Source organism: candidate division KSB1 bacterium (genome assembly GCA_034505495.1).
Taxonomy (GTDB): Bacteria; Zhuqueibacterota; Zhuqueibacteria; order Residuimicrobiales; family Krinioviventaceae; genus Fontimicrobium_A.
The window spans coordinates 132534-150839 of the sequence record JAPDQV010000002.1 but is presented as its reverse complement, the minus strand read 5'-3'; the positions used below and the strand labels follow the sequence as shown (position 1 = coordinate 150839).

18 protein-coding genes are annotated in these 18306 nt (G+C 55.4%); 11 read left to right on the top strand and 7 right to left on the bottom strand.

The genetic code is table 11. The features are described from left to right. Nucleotides 1-516, top strand: a complete 516-nt coding sequence (locus ONB24_01645; GenBank protein ID MDZ7314804.1) for a DUF1858 domain-containing protein — start codon at nt 1-3, stop codon at nt 514-516. Nucleotides 517-555: 39 nt separating this feature from the next. On the opposite strand, the gene ONB24_01640 is transcribed toward ONB24_01645, so the two are convergent. Next, nucleotides 556-807 (bottom strand): T9SS type A sorting domain-containing protein, encoded by a 252-nt coding sequence (locus ONB24_01640; GenBank protein ID MDZ7314803.1) that lies wholly within the window; start codon nt 805-807, stop codon nt 556-558. Nucleotides 808-822: 15 nt separating this feature from the next. Then, complete coding sequence (locus ONB24_01635; GenBank protein MDZ7314802.1) at nt 823-1449, bottom strand: hypothetical protein; 627 nt, start codon at nt 1447-1449, stop codon at nt 823-825. A 284-nt stretch (nt 1450-1733) separates the two neighbouring features. On the opposite strand from ONB24_01635, the gene ONB24_01630 reads away from it, so the two are divergent. Further along, entirely contained in the window at nt 1734-3134 is a 1401-nt protein-coding gene (locus ONB24_01630; protein ID MDZ7314801.1) for a Gfo/Idh/MocA family oxidoreductase, read from the top strand. Between the two features lie 66 nt (nt 3135-3200). Here ONB24_01630 and ONB24_01625 read toward each other — a convergent pair whose 3' ends face one another. The 4 genes from ONB24_01625 to ONB24_01610 are packed head-to-tail and all read right to left on the bottom strand — an operon-like array spanning nt 3201 to nt 8109. Continuing rightward, nucleotides 3201-4727 (bottom strand): aldehyde dehydrogenase family protein, encoded by a 1527-nt coding sequence (locus tag ONB24_01625; GenBank protein ID MDZ7314800.1) that lies wholly within the window; start codon nt 4725-4727, stop codon nt 3201-3203. Between the two features lie 42 nt (nt 4728-4769). Beyond that, nucleotides 4770-5447, bottom strand: coding sequence for a hypothetical protein (locus ONB24_01620; protein ID MDZ7314799.1), 678 nt, complete (start codon nt 5445-5447; stop codon nt 4770-4772). Nucleotides 5448-5468: 21 nt separating this feature from the next. Next, nucleotides 5469-6317 carry a lysophospholipase gene (locus tag ONB24_01615; GenBank protein MDZ7314798.1) on the bottom strand — a complete coding sequence of 283 codons (849 nt, stop codon included), beginning with the start codon at nt 6315-6317 and terminating at the stop codon, nt 5469-5471. A gap of 10 nt (nt 6318-6327) precedes the next feature. Beyond that, complete coding sequence (locus ONB24_01610; protein ID MDZ7314797.1) at nt 6328-8109, bottom strand: M20/M25/M40 family metallo-hydrolase; 1782 nt, start codon at nt 8107-8109, stop codon at nt 6328-6330. Nucleotides 8110-8270: 161 nt separating this feature from the next. Here ONB24_01610 and ONB24_01605 point away from each other — a divergent pair, with 161 nt between their 5' ends. Further along, on the top strand, nt 8271-8444 hold the full coding sequence (locus ONB24_01605) for a hypothetical protein (protein ID MDZ7314796.1): 174 nt from the start codon (nt 8271-8273) through the stop codon (nt 8442-8444). A 33-nt stretch (nt 8445-8477) separates the two neighbouring features. On the opposite strand, the gene ONB24_01600 is transcribed toward ONB24_01605, so the two are convergent. Beyond that, nucleotides 8478-8732: a hypothetical protein gene (locus ONB24_01600; protein ID MDZ7314795.1), complete on the bottom strand. Its 255-nt coding sequence runs from the start codon at nt 8730-8732 to the stop codon at nt 8478-8480. A gap of 91 nt (nt 8733-8823) precedes the next feature. Between ONB24_01600 and ONB24_01595 the strand changes: the two genes are divergently transcribed. The 8 genes from ONB24_01595 to ONB24_01560 all read left to right on the top strand — a co-directional run bounded on the left by ONB24_01595 (nt 8824) and on the right by ONB24_01560 (nt 18148). After that, nucleotides 8824-10563: a hypothetical protein gene (locus tag ONB24_01595; protein ID MDZ7314794.1), complete on the top strand. Its 1740-nt coding sequence runs from the start codon at nt 8824-8826 to the stop codon at nt 10561-10563. A gap of 81 nt (nt 10564-10644) precedes the next feature. After that, a complete protein-coding gene (locus ONB24_01590; protein ID MDZ7314793.1) occupies nt 10645-11640 on the top strand; it encodes a GHMP kinase in 996 nt (331 codons plus the stop codon). Between the two features lie 30 nt (nt 11641-11670). Then, the gene (gene mutY, locus ONB24_01585) at nt 11671-12738 is read left to right on the top strand and encodes an A/G-specific adenine glycosylase (GenBank protein ID MDZ7314792.1); all 1068 of its coding nucleotides are present in this window, start codon (nt 11671-11673) and stop codon (nt 12736-12738) included. Then, complete coding sequence (locus ONB24_01580; GenBank protein ID MDZ7314791.1) at nt 12738-13583, top strand: hypothetical protein; 846 nt, start codon at nt 12738-12740, stop codon at nt 13581-13583. The genes mutY and ONB24_01580 overlap by 1 nt, the downstream gene beginning before the upstream one ends. Next, on the top strand, nt 13580-14086 hold the full coding sequence (locus ONB24_01575; protein MDZ7314790.1) for an NYN domain-containing protein: 507 nt from the start codon (nt 13580-13582) through the stop codon (nt 14084-14086). Before ONB24_01580 ends, ONB24_01575 begins: the two co-directional genes overlap by 4 nt. Before the next feature lie 171 nt (nt 14087-14257). After that, complete coding sequence (gene mtaB / locus ONB24_01570; protein ID MDZ7314789.1) at nt 14258-15523, top strand: tRNA (N(6)-L-threonylcarbamoyladenosine(37)-C(2))-methylthiotransferase MtaB; 1266 nt, start codon at nt 14258-14260, stop codon at nt 15521-15523. Further along, a complete protein-coding gene (gene miaB / locus ONB24_01565) occupies nt 15516-16841 on the top strand; it encodes a tRNA (N6-isopentenyl adenosine(37)-C2)-methylthiotransferase MiaB (GenBank protein ID MDZ7314788.1) in 1326 nt (441 codons plus the stop codon). The genes mtaB and miaB overlap by 8 nt, the downstream gene beginning before the upstream one ends. After that, nucleotides 16838-18148, top strand: a complete 1311-nt coding sequence (locus tag ONB24_01560) for a PhoH family protein (protein MDZ7314787.1) — start codon at nt 16838-16840, stop codon at nt 18146-18148. Before miaB ends, ONB24_01560 begins: the two co-directional genes overlap by 4 nt. Nucleotides 18149-18306 lie beyond the last annotated feature (158 nt).

The following is an 18306-nucleotide window of genomic DNA, read 5'->3' as shown; positions in this document are numbered from 1 at the left end:
ATGCATATTATTGAAATAACCCCCAAAACAAAAATCTTTGAACTGCTCGAGGCTTACCCTGAGCTGGAAAGCCTGCTCGTCTCTCTGGCGCCGGCATTCGAAAAGCTGAGAAATCCGTTTCTGCGCAGGACGATCGCTCGGATGACTTCTTTGGCGCAGGCGGCACAGGTCGGCAACGTTCCGATTGCCGACCTGGTCAATCGCCTCCGCGAGCAGGCCGGTCAACCACCGCTTAGACTGGAAAGTCTCTCGGATCAAGCTGCCGAACCGCCGTTATGGTTCAAAACCGGAACGATCGTGAAAAGCATCGACGCGCGTCCCATGCTGGAACGAGGCGAGCATCCGATCAGCCTTGTTCTCCAGGAGGTGGAAAAACTTCAGACGAGTGAGATCCTCGAACTGATCACCGGCTTTGTGCCCGCGCCGCTGATCGAAAAGGTCGAGACCAAAGGTTTTCACAGCTGGACGCTGCAGCGCGGGAACGAGGTTAAGAGTTATTTTTGCAGAAAAAGTTGACTGACCGTTTGTAGGGCAAGTTGCTAACTTGCCCTACGATTATTTCACCAGCGTCATGCTGCGGACAATGTCGCCGCTGCCGGAGAGCAGGCGGTAAAAATAGGTGCCGCTTGCCAAAGTTCCGGCATCAAAAGCAAAACGATAGTCTCCTGCCGGCAGGGCGCCGTCAATGAGCGTGGTTACTCTTCGCCCAAAGACATCGTAAACGCTCAACTGTATGCGGTCGTCTCGGGGCAGATCGACCGATATGGTGGTTTGGGCGTTGAACGGATTCGGATAATTTCGCAGCATTGCAAACCGTACCGGCTAATCCTCAACCGTCCCCACTGACGTGGCTGTTGTTTCCTCCGGGCCTAAACCGGTCGGCAGCGTTTTGTCATCCAATTTCAAAACGATTTTGTCGATGCAAAACCCTTTGCTGCGCGAGGCGATTTTGAACTCATGCACCCCCACCTTTTTTACCAGCGCATAGACCGGATGCTCCTTGATGACCTCGGGCGTGTGCCCACCCGGTCCTTTGGGCAAAGACGACCACTGAAACGTTGCCGTATGACAACGCATGCCGTCCGGCCGCGTCTTGTCGTCGATGCCGTAGAGTCTCTCGCCGTCGAGACAGACAAAGCAGTCGTTTTTGGAGGTATCGCCAAGCGGCGCCAAGCAGAGCAGCGACACCCAGTATTTGCCGGGCTGGTCAATGAGAATGGAAAAAGTCATGTAACCTTTGCCCTGCTCCGAGGTATCCTGCAGAGCATGATTGCTTCTGCCGTCAATCCGCTTCCAGCCGACGATACGGTCGGCATTTTCCGCTTCCATGGAAATGATACCGTCAACATTAACAAAACGATACGATAAAGTTTGCGCTTCAGAACACGTGATGGACATCATCAGCAATACTAAGTAAATGCGGGCAACAAGCTCAAGTCTGTTTTTCATGATAATGCCTTTTATTGTAATACAGAATCCTCTTATTGAATATGCAAATTGCATTGAAATAATGCAAAAGCTTCGACTCTACGCGGCTTTAAATAAATGCGACCTTCCGGCGATCAACTTTATAAAAGATACAGGCGATTGTTCACTCTAGTAAATGAATCTGTTTGTTGAAAAAAATTAATTTGCTATATTGAAAGGTTGAATCTTCATAAAGCGGGCTGATCTGCCCGCCTGTGTGTACAAATGGGTAATCCGCTTAAAAATAATTGAACTGGAGAAGTGCAATGGAAAAAATCGAATTCGACAGCAGCAAACCTTCCCGCCGCAGCTTTCTCAAAGGCGCCGCCGTCGGCGCCGCGGCATTCACCATCGTGCCCAGCACGGTATTCGGTCAGAAAAGGGGCAAAGGCAAAAAAGCGCCCAGCGACCGGCTGAACATTGCCGCCGTCGGCGTAGGCGGCATGGGTCAAAACAATGTGCGCGCCTGCGAGACCGAGAACATCGTCGCGCTGTGCGATGTGGACGAAGTTTATGCCGGCGAAGTCTTTAAAAAATACCCGCAGGCCAAGATCTATCGCGATTACCGCGTCATGCTGGAAAAGCAAAAAGACATCGACGCGGTGATCGTCGCCACACCGGATCATACACACGCCGTCATCGCCATGGCCGCCATGCAGCTCGGCAAGCACGTGTACGTGCAGAAACCGTTGACCCATTCGGTTTACGAAGCCCGCAAGCTGACCGAAGCCGCGCGTTATTACAAGGTGGTGACGCAGATGGGCAATCAGGGGCACTCCGGCGACGGCGTGCGCCAGATTTGCGAGTGGATCTGGGACGGCGCCATCGGCGATGTCTACGAAGTGCATGCCTGGACGAACCGTCCGGTTTGGCCGCAGGGCATCGAGGTCGATCGGCCCAGCGAGGTGTACGAGGTGCCGCCGACGTTGGACTGGGACCTGTGGGTCGGCCCGGCGCCGATGCGGCCTTACCATCCGACTTATTTAGCCGGCAAATGGCGCGGCTGGTGGGATTTCGGCACCGGCTCACTCGGCGACATGGGCTGCCACATTCTCGATCCGGTGGTGGCGGCGCTCAAGCTGAAGTATCCCGTCAGCGTCGAGGGAAACATCTCGACCTATTTCGAAAAATTCTTCGAGCCGGTCACGCCCAAGAACGAAATGTATCCGCGTTCCAGCATCATCCGCTTCAAGTACCCGGCGCGCGACGGCATGCCGGAAGTCAACGTCACCTGGTACGACGGCGGCATGATGCCGCCTCGGCCCGAAGAGTTGGAGCAGGGCCGCAAAATGGGCGACGACGACGGCGGCGTCATCTTTGTCGGCACCAAGGGCAAGCTGATGTGCGGCTGCTATGCCAAAGGCCCGCGTCTGATTCCCGAAACCGCCATGCAGGCCTATAAACGTCCCGATCCCTATCTGCCGCGTATTCCCGGCGGCGAGAACGGTCATGAGCAGGATTGGATCCGCGCCTGCAAAGGCGGCGAACCGGCCTGCTCCAACTTTGACTATGCCGGTCCGCTGACCGAAATGGTGCTGATGGGCAACCTGGCGGTGCGCTTCCCCTACGAGCGGCTGCTGTGGGACGGCGAGAACATGCAGGTCCTGAATAACGACGAGGCCAACGCCTACGTCAAGCGCGAATACCGCGAAGGGTGGACGCTGTAGTTTTTTCTTGCGCTTTTTTTCATCAAGCCGCATCATCATAACTGCGATGATGCGGCTTTTCCGTTTTCAGATCTCAAACTTTATCCCCTGCGCCAGCGGCAGCTTGGTTCCCCAGTTGATGGTGTTGGTCTGTCGACGCATATAGGCTTTCCAGGCGTCGGAACCGGACTCGCGGCCGCCGCCGGTCTCCTTTTCGCCGCCGAACGCGCCGCCGATCTCGGCTCCCGAGGTGCCGATGTTCACATTGGCAATGCCGCAATCCGACCCGGCGTGCGACAAAAAGTACTCGGTCTCACGCAAGTCGTTGCTGAAAATCGCCGATGACAGCCCCTGCGGCACGGCGTTCTGCAGCGCCACGGCGTTCTCCACGCCGCCGCTGTACCGAATCAAGTAAAGAATCGGCGCGAACGTCTCCTCCTGGACAATCTCCCAGTGATTCTCCGCCTCGACGATCGTCGGCTCGACGTAGCAGCCGGACTCATAACCCGGTCCGCTCAGCACTCTGCCGCCGAAAATTACACGGCCGCCCGCTTCCTGAACGCGCTGCAATGCGGCGCGAAAAATTTCGGCCGCAGCCGCATCGATCAGCGGCCCCATGTGATTGCGCTCGTCGAGCGGGTTGCCGACGCGTACGCTCGCATAGGCTTTCAGCAGCGCCTCTTTAAAATCATCATAGATCGATTCATGCACGATGACCCGCCGCGTGGTGGTGCAGCGCTGCCCGGCGGTGCCGACCGCGCCGAAAACAATCGCCGGCAGCACCAATTTCAAATCCGCGCTCGGTGTGATGGTCACGGCATTGTTGCCGCCCAACTCGAGAATGGTTCTGCCCAGGCGTTTCGCCACGACTTCCGCGGCATGCCGCCCCACTTCAGTCGAGCCGGTAAGCGAAATCAGCGGCACACGGCGGTCCTGAAGCAGCCGCTCGCCGATCGTTGCGCCGCGGCCGATCACCAGATTAAAGATCCCTTCCGGAAGGCCGTTTTCCTGCATGACCTTAGCGACGATCTTCTGCACGGCAATCGCCGACAACGGCGTCTTTGAAGACGGTTTCCACACCACCACGTCGCCGCAGACCGCGGCGATCATGGCGTTCCACGCCCACACGGCGACCGGAAAGTTGAACGCCGTCACCACGCCGACGACGCCGAGCGGATGATACTGCTCGTACATGCGGTGCTGCGGCCGTTCCGAGTGCATGGTCAGGCCGTAAAGCTGCCGCGACAGACCGACGGCAAAGTCGCAGATGTCGATCATCTCCTGCACCTCGCCCCAGCCCTCCTGCAGCGATTTGCCCATTTCCAAAGTGACCAATCGCCCAAGCAGGTCTTTGTAGCGCCGCAATCGCTCGCCGATTTGCCGCACGATTTCGCCGCGCTTGGGCGCCGGCGTCATCCGCCAATCTAAAAAAGCAGTCGCTGCCCGCTGCAGTACCCGCTCATAATCCTCTACTGATGCCTGACGAACCTGCGCCAAAGCCGCACCGTCTATCGGCGAGCGAACGGTCAAAAGTGCATCGCCGCCGCTCCAATCGTTGCCGGTCGAGGCGCCCTTGTTGATGCTCTCGAGGTTCAACTCCTGCAAGAGATTCACGACCTCACCCTCCTATAAATTGACGTTCAAACGCCCAACACCCTATTTGCGCGATTTGATGAAATCATCGTAAAGCTTGCGCGCGATCTCATCCGAAGCGACCTCGGCCAAATTTTTCAGCCCTACAGCCATTTGGTCCACCGTCAGATTGGCCAGCGCCGCAGCGTCCAAAATCTTGTTGACTTCGCCTAACCCGAAAATGTAGGACGTAAGCGGTTCGCGCGACCGCACCCTCTTTTTCCAAATCCGCTTGGCCGCTTTCTGATCGATCAACTCGACCTTTGTATCGATGATAAAGTGCGCGCCGGTCCACCAGCTCTGCGCATCGATACCGTATTCCTTGAGGTCAATGTTCAGAACAAAATCGGCCGCCTCGACTTCATTGATCGGCCGCGAACTGAGCAGCTCGGCCGCTTTAAACAGAATCTCTTCCTCCATCAGGGCCGGAATGTCGACCTTCATCATAGCGCTGTCCAGACGGGCACGCGCCTTCATTGCCTCGATCTCCTTGACCACCGTGGAGCCGACGCTGAGAATCGTTCCCAGAGGATTATTTTTGTCGATGACAATATCGCCGCCGGTGCTGATCTGCGGTCGCGGCGGTGTGAATGTCCTCGCGGCAATGTCCGTGCGGCGAAGCTCGTAATTGCGCAGCTTGTTGGAAGAACACCCGGCAACAATAAAAAAGGCGCAGAAAAACACCAAGACGGTCTTTCGCATAACTCCTCCCAGAGGGTTAAGTTAGGATTTATTCACTTTATCCTTCAGCCACAGCCATATTTCTTGGAATTCCTGCATCCTGCTCAAGTCGTTATGGACTTCGTGAAAGTCTTTTTCATAAAACAGCAGCTTTTTATCGGAGGAAGAAAATTTTTCAAAGGCCGACCGTACGGCGTCGAAGGAAACGATGGGGTCTTGGCCGCCAAAGATTACCAGAACCGGCAGCTTCAGCTGATCGGCTGCCTGCAGGCATTGTCGTGCAACAGCCGTCATGCCGGTGAAAAGAGCCGCGCTGATTTTCGGATGGACCAGAGGATCATTGCGATATGCTTCGACGACCTGCGGATCGTGAGACAGCCATTCGGCAGAAAGCTTGTTGTCGAGGGTTAGAGAGGGGAAAATACGGGCTAAAAAGTCAGCCGCCTTGACCTGCAGCTTGGGCGTTTTCATGCGCAATCCAAGGGCGGGTGCTGAAAGGATGACGGCGGTCAAACGCTCCTGAAAACTCAACGCATAGTCCAGCGCCGCCGCCCCTCCCATGCTGTGTCCGAAAAGAACAATGGGCAGGTCGGGCATTCGGGAAACGAGTTCAACGCGCAGCTGCTCAAGGTCCAAAGCAAAATAGTGAAAATTCGGCACGTGGCCGCGCTTGCCTTCGGAACGTCCGTGACCGAGATGATCGGGGGCAAAAACGGCAGCACCGCGTTCACAGAAAAACGTCGCCATGTGCTCATACCGACCGCCGTGTTCACCCAACCCATGGGAAATCAGCAAAATCCACTTGGGGCTTTCCGGTATCCAAGCGCGATAATAAAGACTTTTACCGCTTATGCTGCTGAAAAATCCCTCTTCACGACGACTGTTTTCCATACCCTCTTCCTCACAGATCGACGATCAAGATCAAATGCTCCTCATTGCGAAGCACTTCGACATGAATCCGGCTGCCCGGCTGAACCTGTCCCATGCGGTGCATGTATTCGTAAATGTCATGCACCGGTTTGCCGTCGATGGCGATAATGATGTCGCCCTTTTGTATGCCGGCGCGGAATGCAGGCCGATCGGGCGAGACGCCGTCGACGCGCAGGCCGCGTTTCTCCTGCCCAGTCATGTCCGGCATAATGCCCAAGGTGACCTTGAGCTGTCTTCGCGACACGGTCGACCGCTGCGGTCCGGCAAGCTGAAAAGCGGGCGCTGTGGGTCGATCGGCAATATCATTGACAAAATCATAAAGAAAGCATCCGATGCGTTTCATGCCCTCGAGATTTATCTTTTCGACGTCGTCCTCCGGCGTATGGTAATCCTGATGCAGACCGGTAAAGGCCATGAGCACCGGAATATTCTCGGCATAAAAGGCTGCGTGATCGGAGGGGCCGAGTCCTTCGGGCGAAAAGGTGAGGGCGAGCTTGTGTTTCTCAGCATAGTTGCGGGCTGTTGAGTCTACGCCGATCGCCGTTCCGCTGCCGAGCAGGGTCAGCGTCGAATCGAGACGGCCGACCATATCCAGGTTCAGCATAAAGACGATCTTTTTCAAATCGACCAAAGGATTTTGGATAAAGAATTTGGCGCCGAGCGATCCTCTCTCCTCCGCCCCAAAGGCGATAAACAAAACGCTGCGTTTAGGCGGTCGACGGTCGAGCGCCAGTTTTTCGAACAGTTCGACGGCCAAAGCAACGCCCGAGGCGTTATCGTCGGCGCCGTTGTGTACCGCAAGGGTATCGGGCGTCCGCGAACCGCTGCCCGGCCCGCCCATTCCCAAATGATCATAATGGGCACCGATCAGGATGATTTCGTCCTTGAACAGCGGGTCGCTTCCCGGCAGCAGAGCGGCAACGTTCCGCGTAAAACCCGTTACCCGCTCGACCTCGACCTCGGCAGCGACGCGGCGGTCGAAAACGATGCGAACCGGCTTGCGGGTCGAGTTGAGGCGGCTTTCGAGGGAATCGACGGTAAAGCCGGTATCGGCCAGCCATTGGTCAACGATTCGTTTCTTGACCTGCAGGATCGGTAGATCAACCGGCGAACTCCCTTCCTGCAGGTTCAAAGAAGGCAGATCGTCTTTGGCGTCGAAAGCCTTTCCCGCGACGAACAAAACACCCGCTGCTCCATGATCCTTGGCGGTGATAACTTTGCTGCGCAGCGAGGCGATCGACGCAAAGGGGCTGTCGACTCGGTCGAGCTCCGGATCACCGCGAAGGAGCAACACCCATTTTCCGGCCACATCCAGGGAATCGTAATCGTTCCAGGAGAGCGAATCCGTCTGCAGGTCAAAGCCGTAGCCGGCAAAGACCACCGCCGCATCGAGGCTGCCGGAAGCGGAAAAAGAGAGCGGCATAAAATCGCGTTCCGCCGTCAATAATGAATCGCCGTCGAACAGAGTGTTCTTGGTTCCGAGCCTTATGGAGGTGGTAATTTCGAATGGTTGAAACCCTTGATCGCCAAGCAGCCTGACGTTCGGCAAAGAAATCTGCCTGAGAATATAAGCGGCGGCAGAATCATCTCCAGCAGTCCCCGGTGCGCGTCCGGCCAAGGCGTCGGAGGCGAGACAGAAGAGATGTTCCTTCAATTCACGCACAGTAATTTCGCGATCATTCCTCCCCAAGACAACACCGGAAAAATAAAAGAAAAAACCGATAAGGAAAACCAGGCGGAAAATCAATTTCATCCCAAAACTCCTTTTTATCAAATTAGTAAAAATTTTTATAAAAGAACAGTCCTGCTCGACATTTTCTTGCACATTTTTCAGGCTTTGCGTATTTTGCACGCCGCTTCGGCAAAATCCTTGTGGACGGAACTGAAAAGGTAAATGATTTTTGGGAGGTCAGTATGGCGGAAAACCTGATGACCGCAGGCAAATTGGCCAAGGAATTGAACGTTCCCGAAAAAAAGATCAAGGAAGCGATCGAAAAGGCGGGAATTCAGCCGGATGTGGTGAAAGGCGCCTGCAAATACTATGCACCGGCCTCGGTGGAGAAAATCAAAGCGGCCTTGAACGAATGACGGGAATGGGGTCGGCGCACGTAGCGGCCGACCTCATTCTTCCAGCAGCACCCGGCCGAGCATCCAGCTCAAGTCGGCGGCGTTATAGATCAATTCAAAGGAGCCTGACTCTTTTGTAGCCACATGAAAATGGTACAAACGAGTCTGCCCCTTGACGTCCCGCCAGACGCCGTTCACGGATGAGACGTGATAGGCGCGTTGCCGCCAACGGAAGCGCAGAGGGCGAATTTCGTTGCGATCGAAATAAGTGATCACTTCGATCGGTTCGTGTACGGCTTCGATTTTCATCTTAAAAGTGATATTATGTTCACCATAATATAGCTTATTTTGAACATTATTGCAAGTTATTTTGCGGGGGCTTTTGTGTGAGGCGTATTTCGTGAATGTTCTCGGCATCAGCGACGTAACCGGCAACCACAGCCATTCCTGTGCAGCACTGCTTCAGGACGGTCGATTGACGGCGGCGCTTTCGCAAGAGCGAATCAGCCGGAAAAAAAATGATCCTGCGTTTCCCTTTGAAGCGGTGGAAACGGTTTTGAAACAAGCCGGCCTGCAGCTTGCGGACATTGACGCTTTTGCCTGCGCCTATCCGGTGCCGCGCTATTATGCAAGCCTGTTTCGACACGGCGCATTGGACCTGCCGCGATCGGCAGCCGGTTTACTACTCCGACAACCGACGGCGGTCCGCTATTTTTTGCCGAACATTAAAAAAGCAATCTTGGATCCCAAGACGAGCAACGGTCTCTACGAGATGGGTGTGCCGCCGCAAAAGTTTCGCTTTGTCGATCATCATCTGGCGCATGTCGTCGCCGGCTATTTCAGCAGCGGCTTTGATGAAGCGCTTGCCGTCAGCTACGGGGGATTTGCGCCGCACATCGACGGCAACAACGTTGCCGGAGCCGTCTATCGCTGTCGCGGCAATCAAATCGAGCATCTGGAGGACATCCCGCTTTTTGCTTCCGGCTGTTTCTGGTCCGGCATAACCGTGGCTTTGGGCTTCCGCTATATGGAACAGGAGGGCAAAACCATGGGGATGGCCGGCGGAACCGATCCGGGGGACTGTCTCGAGGAGCTGCTTCCGCTCGTCAGCCGATTCGACGGCAGCCGTTGGATAAAATATCCGCACTGGATCGATTACCTGATGAGTCCGCGCCGGGACGCGTTCCTCGCCACGGCGACCGGCCGTCGCATCCTGCATCTGATTGAAAAATATTCACCGCAGCAGGCGGCCGCAGCAGCGCAAACGCTTCTGGAAAAGAGCCTTGTCGCCTATATTGAAGCCTTGCTGAAAAAACATCCTTGTCGCCGTCTGATTCTTTCCGGCGGCGTGTTTCTGAACGTCCGTCTCAACGCCCTTTTGGCGGCGCTGCCGGGCGTGGACGAGGTTTTTATTCATCCGCATCCCGGCGATGGTTCGACGGCGATCGGCGCGGCGGCAGAGATCTCTCGAGCCGGCAATCCTCTGCAGCTGCAGATTGCGGACACCGGTTGGGGCGTCGAATACAACGAGCGGCAGATCGAAGCGGCCTTGCTGCGTTTCGGCGATCAGCTGGTCATTCAAAAAACCGCCGACCCGGCATTCTATGCCGCTGAACGCCTTGCGGATGGAGCCATTCTCGGCTGGTTCCAAGGCCGCGAAGAGTACGGACCGCGGGCGTTGGGTCACCGGTGCATTCTGGGCGATCCGCGCCGCGTCGAGATTCGCGATGAAATCACGCGGCGCAAAGGCCGTGAAGCGTGGATACCCGTTTCGCCTTCGATTTTAGCGGAAAAAGCGAACGAGTATTTTGCAGAATCCCCCGATCGCTTTATGATGCGGGCTTGTCGGGTGAGGGCTGAAAAAAGGAATGAGCTGCCGGCTGCTTTGCACGCCGACGGCACGGCACGGGTCCAGGCGGTCGATCGCCATGCCTTTCCGCCTTTTCGACGCCTGATCGAACATTTTTATGCGCGCACCGGCCTGCCGATGGTGCTCAACTCGAGCCTGAACCGACACGGCGAGCCGATCGTTCATCGACCGGAAGAGGCGATCCGGATTCTTCTCGATTCGGTCATCGACGAGCTGGTCATCGGTCCGTTTGTGGTTCAAAAAGCGGGAGCAAAAAATATCGTCCAATGATCGCGAGAACCAGACAATGCCTATATGCTTTAGCATTCGAAGGTATTCTTGATAAACTGATTCGACTTTAGGAGAAGAAGCATGATTGTTCGTACCAAAGCCTATTCCCGTGCCGGATTGGCCGGCAATCCCAGCGACGGCTATTTCGGCAAAACGCTGTCGGTTACGCTGCGGGACTTTTATGCCGAAGTGACCATGTATGAGACGCCGGACATTGAAATCATTCCCAATGAACGAGATCATTCCTGTTTTGCCAACCTGCAGCACTTGGTCAAGGACGTGAATCGACACGGCTATTACGGCGGCATCCGCCTCATCAAGGCGGCGGCAAAAAAGTTCTATGATTACTGCATGGCCAAAGGGATCGTGCTGCCGGAACGCAATTTTACCGTGCGGTATCGCTCCAATATACCGGTTCAGGTGGGCTTGGCCGGTTCGAGCGCCATTGTGACCGCCACCATCCGCGCGCTGATGACATTTTACGGCGTAGCAATCCCCAAGCCGCAAATCCCCAATCTCATCCTCAGCGTCGAAACCGACGAGCTCAAGATCACCGCGGGTCTGCAGGATCGCGTCACGCAGGTATATGAGGGACTGGTTTACATGGATTTCGACCGCAAGCTGATGGAGACCCAAGGTTACGGTTATTATGAAAACCTGGATCCCAACCTGCTGCCGCCTATTTACATCGCTTATATGGAAGAATTGAGCGAGTTTTCGGGCATTGCCCACGGCCAACTGCGCGGCCGCTTCGACGCCGGTGATCCGGCAGTGGTTGAGGCCATGAAGTATTTTGCCGAGCGCGCCGAAATGGCGCGGGAATGCCTGCTGGCGCGCCAGCCGGAAAAGCTCGGCAAGATCATGAACGAAAACTTTGACAAGCGCAAGGAAATCTTTCCGATCAGCCGAATGAATTTAGAGATGATCAACGTTGCCCGTTCGGTCGGCGCATCGGCAACATTCCCCGGTTCCGGCGGGGCCATTGTCGGCACTTATGAAGACGAAAAGATGTTCGAACGTCTGAAGACCAAGCTCGGCGAGATCGGCGCCCAGGTGATCAAGCCGACAATTTATTAAGATTGACGCAGGCCTTTTATGCCGCAAAGGATGAAAAAATTTCATGCCGAGCTGCTGGCATGGTTCGAAGAATCGAGCCGAGATCTTCCCTGGCGCCGAACCCGCGATCCGTACTCGATCTGGATCTCGGAAGTCATGCTGCAGCAGACGCAGGTGAAAACTGTCGAGCCCTATTATTGCCGCTTTATCGCCGCCTTTCCGACTGTCGAGCACTTGGCCGCGGCGGATCTGTCGCAGGTGCTCAAACTCTGGGAAGGACTCGGCTACTATGCGCGCGCCAGAAACCTCAAAAAGGCAGCGGAATTGATCGTCAAAGAATACGGCGGAGTTTTCCCCAAAACACTGCAGGAAATATTAAATTTGCCCGGCGTCGGCCCCTATACGGCGGCAGCGGTGCTCAGCATCGCCTACGGAGCGGATATTCCCGCAATTGACGGCAACGTCAGCCGCGTTCTCTCACGCCTGGTCTGTCTGCCGGTTGATCCCCGTTCCTCGGAAGGTCGGCGAATGGTTGGTCTGCTCGCCGAGGAATATCTGGCCAAAGGCAGAGCCGGCGACTTTAACCAGGCGCTCATGGAGCTGGGCGCTACTCTCTGCAGACCCAAAGATCCGTTGTGCGGCCGCTGCCCGATCGCCGCGTTCTGCCGCGCGCAAAGGGAAAATCGCCAACACCTCTACCCCGTCCGCCTGCCGAAAAAACCGCGGCCGCATGTCAATGTGGCCGCCGGACTCGTGTGGAAGGACGGCAAGTTGCTGATCGACCGCAGGCGTGAGGACGACATGCTCGGCGGCCTGTGGGAGTTTCCAGGCGGCAAAATTAAGGAGAACGAAACACCGGAACAGACGGTAGTTCGGGAAATCAAAGAGGAATTGGGGATAGACGTCGAGGTGACCGAACACTTTATGAGCCTCAATCACGGTTACACCCATTTTACGATCACCCTGCACGTCTTTTCTTGTCGTCACCGCTTTGGAGAACCGCAGGCTATTGATTGCGCCGAGTGGCGTTGGGTCACGCGCGAAGAATTGCCGCGTTATGCCTTTCCCCGCGCCGATGGAAAAATCATTGCCAAAATACTGCAGGAAGCGCCGCGCTGATGCTTACTTGGGAAGACATCGAAAGGCGGCGCGACGTCACCTTTCACCGCACGCCGGAGCTGCAGATTCGCTCCGTCGCCCAAGCCGAGGCTTTCATCAACAAAGTCGGCTTTTGTTTTGCCTTCCAGGCCGCGCAGCCGGAGCTGCCCTGTCTTTGGCATGCCGCCGCAGGCGAACGCAATCCTGCCTATCCCTTGCACGTTCAGCATGATCCCTACATCGGACTGGTTTGGGAGGCCAAAGACCGACTTGCGGCGGAAAAAAAGGTTTATTACGGCAAGGCCTTCAGACGACGACCGTCTTTTTTCGCTTTGCACTACTTCCCTTCGTTCTATCGCTTGGAAATGGAACGACGCTGCGGCGATATTGAAGCAGAATATAGAGCGGGAAGGGTTTCCCGCGAGGCGAAGATGATTCTGGAGGCGCTGCAAATCCGTTCGCCGCAGATTACCCGCGAACTCAAGTGCGCCGCAGGCATGGCGGCGCCGGAGAAACGGCGCACCTTCGATCAGGCGATGGCGGAGCTGCAGAGCCGCTTCTGGGTGGTCAAAATCGGCGAATTGGAAGAGCCGTTTACGTTTCTTTGGGATTTAGTCGAGCATCGGTTTGCCGAGGAAATTGCAGCAGCGAATCAGCAGACGGCCGTCGATGCCGGTCGGGCCATTCTGCGTAAATTCTTTGAAATTTCCTTTGCCGCAAGTTTACCGGCGCTGGAAAAGTTATTCGCATGGCCGAGATCGATTTTAGAATCTGCATTAATCTCACTGGTGGAGGAAGGCGCTGTTACCGACAAAGTCAGAATTGCCAGCGAAAAGCAGCCGATTTTCGGCAGGGCGGATTTATGATCAACGAAAAAACCGATCAACCGCATTGGATCATCGACGGCTACAACTATATCCTGCGGACAGAAAAGATCGACTTTGATTCAGAGGACGCCCTTTTAGATGCGCGCGAGCGGCTCGTCCGCCGCCTGATCGCATTCCGCGGGCAAAAGCGGCAGTGCATTACGATCGTTTTCGACGGCCGGGATTTGAAAGGAATACAGCGTCAACCCCGACCGGCCGGTGTGGAGGTCATCTTTTCCCGCGCGCCGCAAAAAGCCGATCCCGCCATTTTGGCGCTGATTCAAAAGTCTTTGCAACCGCGCAAAATCACTTTGGTCACTTCAGACAACAGCTTGGCGCATCATGCAGCCGGTTTCGGCTGCACGATCCTCAGCGTCGAGCAGTTTACAGAAAAAATGAAAAGGGACGAAGAGGAGACGGAATACCGGCAAAAGTATGAGGCGCGACTGTCTCCGGATCAAGTCGATGAATGGCTAAAACTGTTCGAAAACGGTGAAGAATAAATAGTTCGACATCGTTTTAAAATTGTTAAGTTTTTTTAATGCGCATCAACAGTAGATGGCCGTCAAATAACCTCGCGGGTTCTGCCTCTTAAAAGATCTAAAATCCTTTCCCACCGTTAACTTGGCTTAACTTGTGAAAAGAGCGCAAAATTTGTATATTTAGTCATGAAGGTGTCTTTTTTCACGATCGGGTGCCGGCTCAACCAGGCTGAGACGGCTGCCATCGCGCAAAGTTTTATCGAGAAAGGGTGTCAAGTCGTCGATTTCAATTCCTCGGCGGATATAGCCGTCATCAACACTTGCACCGTGACGGAAAAGGGGGATGCCGAAACTCACAAGGCCGTCAACAGGGCTGTGAGCCGCAACCCGAAGGTCAAAGTGGCTTTGATCGGATGCCAAGCGCAGACGCGGAAGGAAGCGCTCTTGGCCTTGCCGAACGTTCAGTGGGTGGTCGGGACTGAAAAAAAGTTTGCCTTGTCGGACATCGTTCTTTCGGAGTGCAATGCTCCCCGCCTGATTGTGCCGCCGGTCAGCCGCATCGATTTCACCATGCCGTACTCGGCGGCGGATCCGCGTCGGACCCGCGTCAATCTCAAAATTCAGGACGGCTGCGACTTTTTCTGCGCCTACTGCGAGATTCCCTACGCACGCGGCCGCGCGCGCAGCCGCGTTTTCTCCGATGTTCTCGCCGAAGCCGAACGGCTCGCCGAAAAGTACAAAGAGATTGTGCTGACGGGCGTCAATGTCGGTACCTACAATTCCGAAGGGCGAACGCTGCTCGACCTGATCGACGCTCTCTCTAAAATTGACGGTATAGCCCGCATCCGCATCTCGTCGATTGAAGGCCTGACGCTGCCGCCGACGGTTTTCGAGCGCATGCGAAGCGGCAAGCTCTGCCGCCATCTCCATATTTCCATGCAGAGCGCCCAGGACGAGGTGCTCCGCGCCATGAATCGACGCTATACCGTTGCCGAGTTCCGTGCGCTGCTCGATTTAGCCGCTCGCCAAGTGCCGCAGATCTGTCTCGGCACCGATATCATCGTCGGGTTTCCCGGCGAGACCGACGAGCACTTTAACGAAACCTTTGACAATCTAAGCGCCATGCCGTTCGCCTACTTTCATGTGTTCAGCTATTCCGATAGACCGCACGCCAAAAGCCGAAAGCTGCCGAACAAAGTACCGCAGCCGGTTATTGAAGAGCGAAGCCGCCGTCTGCGGGCGCTCTCTTTCGCCAAACGGCACCGCTTCCTCGAGAGCCGGCTGGGCGAAACAGCGACCGTGCTGTTCGAGCAGCAGAAAAACGGCTGGTGGACCGGATTGACCGATCATTATGTCCGCGTGCTGGTGAAAAGCAGCCGCCCCCTCCACAATGAGCTTCTGCCGGTCAGGCTGCTGCAGGTCGAAGGACAGAGCGTAATCGGAACCCTCGATGACTAGAGTTTATATCGAAACCTACGGCTGCCAGATGAACGAGTACGACACGGAAATCGTCAAGGCCGTTCTTCTGGACAGCGGTTATGAGCTGAGCGACTCTCCCGAAGAAGCCGAAGTTCTGCTGCTCAACACCTGCTCCGTCCGCGAGCATGCGGCGCGCCGAGTCATGGCGCGGGTTCACGATCTGCGTCGGTTGCCGAACGGTGCAACGAAAAAGATCGGCCTGCTCGGCTGCTTGACCACCAACCTGCGCAAAGCTCTGCTCGAAAATAAAAAGATGCATATCGATCTGTTGGCAGGTCCGGACAGCTATAGGCGGCTCCCCGAGCTGATTGCCAAGGCAAATCACGAACCGGCGGCGGATTTGGCCCTGTCCCGCACGGAGACCTACTCGGACATCCGACCGGTGCGCACTAAAAGCGTCAACGCGTGGATCGCCGTCATGCGCGGCTGCGACAACTATTGCACCTTTTGCGTGGTCCCCTATGCCCGCGGCCGCGAGCGCAGCCGCTCCATCGAAAGCATAGTGCGTGAAGCGAAAACCGTGGCCGCCGAAGGATTCAAGCAGGTTACTCTCCTTGGGCAGAATGTCAATTCTTATCGGTATGAGGGACACGATTTTGCCTATCTGCTGCAAAAGGTGGCTGAAGTGGAGGGTCTACTGCGCATTCGCTTTACCGCGCCGCATCCGAAAGACTTTCCCGATTCCCTGCTGCAGGTGATGAAGGAAAATCCCAAAATCTGCCGCCATATTCATCTTCCTCTGCAGGCCGGCAGCGATCGAATCCTCGAACTAATGAACCGGACTTATTCCCAGAGCGATTATCTGCGCCTGGTGGAAAAAATCCGCAGCTACCTGCCCGACGTCGCTTTGACGACCGACATCATCGTCGGCTTTCCCACCGAAAGCGAGCAAGATTTTGAGGAAACGGTCAAAGTCGTAGAATCGGTTCAGTTCGACTCGGCTTTCATTTTCAAGTATTCACCGCGCAAAGGCACCTACGCTGCCCGCCATTTCGTCGATGACGTTGCCGATGAAGAAAAGAGCGACCGTGCCGTTCGACTCAATGCGCTGCAAAAAGAGATCTCTTTACGCAAAAATCGCAGCCGCATCGGCGAGACGCACGACATCCTCATCGAAGAATTGCATACCCGCAAGTCGTCGCTGGACGCTCAGGGCCGTACAGACGGCAATATTTTGGTCATTGTGCCGAAGGAGGGGCTTTCCGTCGGCGACCTCATCCGAGTTCGGATTATCGGCGCGGGAGCGCATGCGCTCAAGGGCGAACGCCTCGATCTGCAGCCAAAGGAAAAGCAATGAAAAAAATCTTTGTCCTCGATACCAACGTTATTCTGCACGACGCCGGCTGCGTCTTTCATTTCGAGGAGAACGACATCGTCATTCCCATCACCGTCATTGAGGAGCTGGATGCCTTTAAGCGCGGACAAGACCAGATCCATTATAACGCGCGCGAATTCATTCGTTTTCTCGACAGTTTTCCCGGCGACAAGATCGTCGACGGCGGCGAGCGCATCGGCCCCGGGCACGGCAAGATTCTCATCCTCACCACTTACGGCGACGATCCGGACGTCATGCGCGCCTTTGTCGAGCACAAGCCGGATCACCGTATCCTCAGCGCGGCGCTGTTTCTCAAAAAGAGCAAATCGCACGGCAAGGTCATTGTCGTCAGCAAGGACGTGAATCTGCGGCTCAAGGCCAAGTCGCTGGGATTGGAAGCGCAGGACTATTACACCGACAAGATCGAGGATGTGGAAAAACTGCATCGCGGCATTCGCTTGATCGAGCACATTCCCTCGCAGTTCATCGATCGGCTGTATCACGAACGGGCGGTGCCGGCGGCGGAAAGCGGCATTCAGCCGCTGGCCAACGAGTACTTTATTTTACGCAACAACGGCAAGTCGGCCCTCGGCTATTACAATCCCCGTACGCAGATGATCGAGCTGGTTGAAAAAAGCTCAGCCTACGGCATCAAGCCGCGCAACGCCGAGCAGACCTTTTCGCTCCATCTGCTGATGAACCGCGACGTACCGCTGGCAACGCTGAGCGGCAAAGCCGGAACCGGTAAAACACTCCTCGCTTTGGCGGCGGCTTTGGAGCAGCGCTCGTTCTACAAGCAGATCTATTTGGCGCGTCCGATCGTCGCCTTGTCCAACCGCGATCTCGGCTTTTTGCCGGGCGACGTGGACTCTAAAATCGATCCGTACATGCAGCCTCTGTTCGACAATCTGAGTGTGATCAAAAATCAGTTCGAGGAAAATGATGCCGCCTATATGCGCATTCAGGAAATGCTCGACAATAAAAAGCTCGTCATTGCGCCGCTGGCCTATATTCGCGGCCGCAGCCTCAATCACATCTATTTCATTGTCGATGAGGCGCAGAACCTGACGCCGCACGAAGTAAAGACCATCATAACCCGCGCCGGTCAGGGCACCAAAGTGGTGTTTACCGGCGATCCTTATCAAATCGACACTCCTTATCTTGACTCCCGTTCAACGGGCCTCAGCACCCTCATCGACCGCATGAAAGGCCAGCCGCTCTACGGCCATGTCACTCTGCACAAAGGCGAGCGCTCCGAACTGGCGGAATTGGCAAGCGATCTTTTGTGAGCGTAACGCTGTTGTTTAACGGCCTGCAGATTTGCCTTTTATATCAACCATGATTTGTAAGTTAATTTAGCGTTGTTTAAAGTTATCGGGATTTCCTAACTTGCTACAGTTGCATAACTAATCCATTAAGGAGGAAATCCCATGGTCATTCACAAGAG